This window comes from Bacillus sp. CZDM1 (assembly GCF_055502545.1).
In genome coordinates, this window is record NZ_JBUESO010000003.1 from 528,145 (window position 1) to 534,760 (window position 6,616).

The window sequence follows — 6,616 nt, forward strand, 5'->3', positions numbered from 1 at the left end:
TAGTCGGAACGTATTTACCAGGTAGAATAATAGATTTAACAGTCGAAAGTATTAATTCTATTTATAATATGATAGGACCAAAAAGGAATGAGTTGGTTTTTATATCCAACTCATGCCTTTTTGGCTGTTTAAAAACTAATAAAGGAACTTCATATTAAATGGATGCACGTTTTGACTCGAGGTTCTTCCTCCATGATAGTTGAGCGATGACTAGGATGAAAAGAGCACATAATCCAATCCCTGCTAAAATGTAAAATCCGGTAGCATACGTTCCTGTCATTTGTTTAAGTGACCCCAGTATGTTAGGAACAAAGAATCCTCCCACACCGCCAGCAGCTCCGATAATACCTGTTATTACACCAATTTCCTCTTGGAATCGCTGAGGAACTAATTGGAATACTGCCCCATTACCCATTCCAAGACAAAGCATTCCAATAAACAATCCTACAATAGCAATAGGCAGGGCAGGAAGCTGGCTTATGCTAAACATTGTGATTCCAACTCCAATAAATAAGAAAGTTAACAATCGAACCCCGCCGATTTTATCTGCAATGTATCCCCCCACTGGTCGGAAAAAACTTCCGGCTGCCACACACAAAGTAACAAAATCACCAGCACGTACCTTTGTTAACTGATATTGGTCTACAAAAAAGATGCTTAAAAAGCTAGATAGTCCGACAAAGCCCCCGAAGGTAACACTATATAGCAGGCAGAAATATAAGGTGTCTTTTTGTTTAAAAACCTGAAAGTATTCTTTAAGCGGTTTTGCATTCGGCTGTGATGGGGCATCTTTCGCCATTACAACATATAAAACCATAACAATGAGAAGGGGAATAATAGCAAGTCCCATTACATTATGCCAGCCGATCGTTTCAGCCAAACGTGGTCCGAATAAAGTAGCCAATAGTGTACCGCTGTTCCCCGCACCTGCAATACCCATGGCCAATCCCTGTAAATGCGGCGGGTACCACCGGCTCGCCATTGGAATGGCCGCAGCAAAGCTTGCACCTGCTACTCCGAGAAGTATTCCAATCATGAAAAGTTCTGTAAGTGTTTGACCGTATAACCATCCCCATAAGAGTGGAATGATTGTCACAGTCATCCCACTGATGGCAGTTTTTTTAGGACCTATTCGATCTGTTAAGAAACCTAGAATCAATCGAAAAAAAGAACCGCTTAAGATGGGCACAGCAACTATTAAACCTCTCTCAGAAGGAGAGAGATTGAAATCATTTGTGATATAAACCCCTAATGCTCCCAACATAACCCAAATCATGAAACTGATATCAAAGTAAAGAAATGAGGCGACCAATGATGGTGCATGGCCTGCTTTTTTCAAATCTGCTATTTTCATCCTATCTACTCCTCTCAAGTTTTCTATCAGGAGTTACCACCCGATATTTTTCGTTCCTTTTGAAAATAGGACTTTAGCTAATAAAAAGATGAATGAAACCAATCCAATATTTTTTTTCATAATTTGCATACCTCCTAATTTTTATAGTTTCAAGAATAGTCTGATACTGGTGTTTTGTCTTAATTGCTGTGAAGAAACCTAACACATGTATTTTTTTCTCCCATGAAAAATCGGTATGATTACAAGGTTTATGGCGTGTTATAAAAGTCTCTTTTCGTAAATTTGCTGATAATATCACAAAAGATTTTTTAGGGGCAATTGCAGGGGTGATTTCGGACTAGGCTGGTACTGAAAAAAGAATAGGTGTCCGAATGCTGTGTTCATTCGGACAGAGCAACCTGCGAAAAAGCAATAGCTGTCTGAATGCCGGGTTCATTTGGACAGAGCAACCTGCAAATAAGAAAAAGCTGTCCGAGTGCAGGTGTCACAACATGGCAGAAAAATAAGCTGGAAGAAAACTAGTATGTAAGGAAATATAACGTGATTCATTTTTTTATTTTGACTTTATGTGATAATTGATGGCATTAAGTTTGTGTGATCTGGAGGTTTAAAATGGGTAAAAAAAAGCTGGTATTAGTGGGAAACGGAATGGCGGGTGTCCGCTGTATTGAGGAAATTTTAAAGCTGGACCCTTCCGGTTTTGAGATTACTATTTTTGGAAGTGAACCCCACGTAAATTATAATCGTATTCTTTTATCCTCCATTTTACAGGGGGACTCATCTTTTGGAGATATTACGCTGCATGACCGTGAATGGTATGAGCGTCATCATATTCATTTGTATACCGGAGAGACAGTAATTGAAATTGATAAACATTTACAGGTTGTCAAGACGGATCAACACCTAATCGTTCCTTATGATCAACTTATAATAGCTACTGGCTCTGTTCCGTTTTCACTTCCGATTCCAGGTGCCGATAAACAAGGTGTAGTTACATTCAGAACAATTGAAGATTGTCAGAGAATGTTAGAGAGCTCTAAGAAGAATAAGAAAGCAGTGGTGATTGGTGGAGGGGTATTGGGAATAGAAGCAGCAAAGGGACTTCTTAATCTGGGGATGACCGTGTATGTCGTTCATATTGGCAGTTATTTAATGGAGAGGCAGTTAGATGAAACAGCAGCAAGAATGCTTCAAAAAGAACTGGAAAGTCAAGGAATGAAATTTCTATTCGAAAAAGAGACAAAGGAAATCGTTGGAGATATTGGTGCGAAAGGTGTCATTTTTAAAGATGGAACAGAAGTTGAAGCAAATCTTGTTGTGATGGCTGCTGGTGTCAGGCCGAATGTTCAACTAGCAATAAAAACTGGAATTGAAACAAACCGTGCAATTCTAGTAAATGATTATATGGAGACTAGTGTACCGAACATTTACGCTCTGGGGGAATGTGTCGAGCATCGAGGAATGGTATATGGCTTGGTACAGCCTCTTTATGAACAAGGTAAAGTATTAGCAAAACGGATTTGTGGTATAGAAGGTCCAGGTTACGAAGGAAGTGTTCTTTCTACCCAACTGAAAATTTCAGGTGTAGACCTGTTTTCAGTAGGAATCATTCATGATAAGGATTCTTCAAACCAATCTATAAAGATTTATGATGAGGTTGAGAGAGCTTATAAAAAAGTAGTTTTTCAGGATTATAAGATTATTGGTGCAGTCTTGTACGGTGAAACAAAGGAACGAACCAAATTGCTGGACATGATTCTCAAACATCAGGATGTGTCGGAGCTTGAAAAGGTTGCACTTTTTCCAAAGGCGAAGGACGGTGGATTTTCTATTGCATCTTTTCCAGCCAGTAAGATCATTTGCAATTGTAATAGTGTGACGAAAGGAACTATTCAGGAGGCTATTCAACGTGAAGGGTTAACTACTGTTGGAGAGATCAAAAAATGTACGAAAGCTTCAAGCTCCTGCGGAGGATGTAAACCACACGTGGCCGACCTGTTGTCATATATACAGAATAATGAAGTTGAAGAAGTCTTAGAAGAAAAGTCATGTCTGTGTTCTTGTACAACATTAAATGATGATGAAGTGGTTCATGAGGTGCAAAGGCGAGGATTAACAACTATACAGGAAGTCATGGAAGTCTTAGATTGGAAAACTAGTGAAGGCTGTTCTATTTGCCGTCCAGCGATTAATTATTATTTAGGAATGATCAATCCAGAATATGAGAGTAAACAGGACGTTCTTTTTATAAACGAAAAAATGAATGCAGTGATTCAATCCGATGGGACCTATACCCTTATCCCACAAATGTATGGTGGTATCACCAATCCAGAGCAATTAAGAAAAATTGCTCAAGCAGCTGAAAAATATCATATAAATGTCGCAATCACGAGTGACCAAAGAATCCATTTACTTGGTGTTAAAAAAGAAGATTTATCCGATGTATGGGCAGATTTAAACATGCCCTTAAGTTCGCAGCAGGCTAATGGTGTCCAAAATATTAAAACGTGTATTGGGGAACATATTTGTTCATGCGATAAAAAACCATCGATTGAGCTTGCAGTAACCCTCGAAAAGCAATTAGAATTTCTCACTACCCCTTATCAGATCAAAATGGGCATATCCTCTTGCTTGCATAACGGAGCAGGTTCGACCACAAAAGATGTTGGCGTCATTGGGGTTGATCGGGGATGGGAAATATATATCGGAGGAAGCAGCGGGCGTCATGTTCGTTCGGGTGTGTTATTATGTGTTGCTGCCACCTCTGAGGAAGCGATGGAGTTAATCATAGGTTTTGTTCAATATTATCGTGAGACAGCTAATTATTTGGAGCGAACATGGGAATGGGTAGAAAGAGTCGGATTGGTTCATGTAAGGGAAGTTTTATTTGATGATGAACTTCGCCAGCAGCTACTCAAGCATTTTGCAGAGGAGACTGCTTTACGGAAGAATTTAGTAGAGAAAAGCCTCTTTTAACAAATTCATAATAAAAATAAGCAAAAAAGGGGGAGTGACGTTTGACGGAATTGTTATTGAAGTATTTCCGCTCAAAGCAGCAGGAAGTGAAGTCAGAAAAAAGATATGATACACAATGTCCATTTTGCAGTATGCAATGTAAAATGCAGCTGTTAGAACAGTCCATTGTGACCAGAAAAAAACATGTAACGATTGGAAGAAACAACCCTACATCTCAGGGCAGATTGTGTATGAAGGGGATGAATGCCCATCAACATAGCTTTCATCACGAACGGTTGAAATATCCATTGCTTAAAAAAAATGGAGAATTTGTCCGTGTTAGCTGGGAAGAGGCATTGGAACATATTAAGAATAACTTTACTAGAATTCAAGAGGAAGATGGGCTAAATGCCCTAGCTGTTTATGGGAGTGCGTCCGTTACAAATGAAGAAGCTTATTTACTGGGGAAATTTGCTCGGGTTGCTTTGAAAACGAGATATATTGATTATAATGGCAGATTATGCATGTCAGCAGCGGCTTCTGCAGCCTCTCAAACGTTTGGAATGGATAGAGGATTTACCAATAGCCTGCAGGAGATTCCGTTTACTCGATGTATCATTCTTGCGGGGACGAATATCGCAGAATGTCAGCCTACAATCATGCCCTATTTTGAGAAAGCAAAGGAAAAAGGTGCTTATATTATTGCGATTGATCCACGCGAAACAGCGACCACGAAAATGGCAGACTTGCATTTAAAAATCAAACCTGGAACAGATGCAGCCTTAGCGAACGGATTATTAAAGGTGATTATAGAGGAAAACTATATCGATCATGCCTTTATTCATGAACGGGTCAAAGGTTTTGAGGATGTCCAACAACATATATCATCTACGGATTTGCTAGAAATCGAGGAAATAACAGGTGTTCCAAAAGAGCAAATTCAAAAAACAGCTCGTAAATTTGGAAAAGAAAAAACGGGGATGATTTTCACTGCAAGAGGGGTAGAACAGCACACGGACGGCTCTATGGCTGTTCGTAATTTCCTGAACATTCTTATTTCGACCGGAAAAATTGGCAAGCAGAATTGTGGTTTTGGAGCGATTACAGGACAAGGAAATGGTCAGGGTGCAAGGGAACACGGACAAAAAGCAGACCAACTGCCAGGATATCGATCGATTGAAATTGAGGAACACCGCGCTTATATTGCAAGCGTTTGGGGCGTGGAAAAGGACGAAATACCTAGAAAAGGTGTTTCCGCGTTTGAAATAATGGAAAATATCGATAACGGTGAGATTACGAGCATGTTTTTAATGTGCTCGAATCCAGTGGTTTCCAATCCGAACGCACAATTTGTTAAAAAGGCATTACAAAAGTTGAAATTTTTAGTAGCGGTAGATCTGTTTGTGTCAGAGACTGCGAGATTAGCAGATGTAATTTTACCAGCTTCCTCTTATTTAGAAGATGAAGGAACGATGACAAATCTGGAAGGAAGGGTGACATTAAGGGAAGCGAGTTATCCTTGTCCGGGGGAAGTGAAACATGATTGGCAAATTATATGTGATGTAGCTCATGTTCTTGGAAAAGGAGAATACTTTAACTATTCGTCTGCGGAAGAAATCTTTAATGAATTACGGGTGGCGAGCCGTGGGGGAAAAGCGGATTATTATGGAATCAGCTATCAGCGTCTGCGGAAGGAAGGAGGCATCCTTTGGCCGTGTCCTGACCTTGAGCATAAAGGGACAAAACGTTTGTTTGAAACCTCGTTTTCCCATCCTGATGGCAGAGCAGAGATGGTGGCAGTCTCAAACCGTCCAGACATGGCTAAGGAACAGCTGAGTGAGGAGTATCCCCTCTATTTAACAACAGGAAGAGTGATGGCGCACTATTTAACAGGAGTACAAACGAGAAAAAGTCCGGCATTGGCAGCTAGAAATGTAGAATCCTTTGTAGAAATTCACCCGACAACTGCTAAAAAATACGGTATTGAAGATTGTTCCCTAGTGAGGATAGAATCCAAACGAGGTAGTATTGTTGTTAGGAGTAAATGGTCGGAAACCATTCGTCAGGATACAGTATTTGTTCCTTTTCATTGGGCCGACTCGCAAAATGTGAATCTATTAGTTTCAAAAGACCTGGATCCTATATGCAAAATGCCAGGATTTAAATTAAGTGCTGTAAAAGTAAAGGCAGTTATGGATTCATTCGCTCATTAAAACCAAGGGGACGGTTCTGATGTGACCCCCGAAAGTTAGAGTTTTATTTTAAGCAGCTAATTGGTTGGTATGGTTACGGTATTGAACCGGGCTC

3 protein-coding genes are annotated in these 6,616 nt (G+C 40.0%); 2 read left to right on the plus strand and 1 reads right to left on the minus strand.

Features of this window, described 5'->3' with window-relative positions:
- Nucleotides 1–154: 154 nt before the first annotated feature.
- Complete coding sequence (locus ACY3XC_RS10190) at nucleotides 155–1,354, minus strand: nitrate/nitrite transporter (protein ID WP_464868415.1); 1,200 nt, start codon at nucleotides 1,352–1,354, stop codon at nucleotides 155–157.
- Between the two features lie 612 nt (nucleotides 1,355–1,966).
- Here ACY3XC_RS10190 and nirB point away from each other — a divergent pair.
- A complete protein-coding gene (nirB, locus tag ACY3XC_RS10195; protein WP_464868416.1) occupies nucleotides 1,967–4,330 on the plus strand; it encodes a nitrite reductase large subunit NirB in 2,364 nt (787 codons plus the stop codon).
- Between the two features lie 41 nt (nucleotides 4,331–4,371).
- Nucleotides 4,372–6,522 carry an assimilatory nitrate reductase catalytic subunit NasC gene (gene nasC, locus ACY3XC_RS10200; protein WP_464868417.1) on the plus strand — a complete coding sequence of 717 codons (2,151 nt, stop codon included), beginning with the start codon at nucleotides 4,372–4,374 and terminating at the stop codon, nucleotides 6,520–6,522.
- The last annotated feature ends 94 nt before the right edge of the window (nucleotides 6,523–6,616 follow it).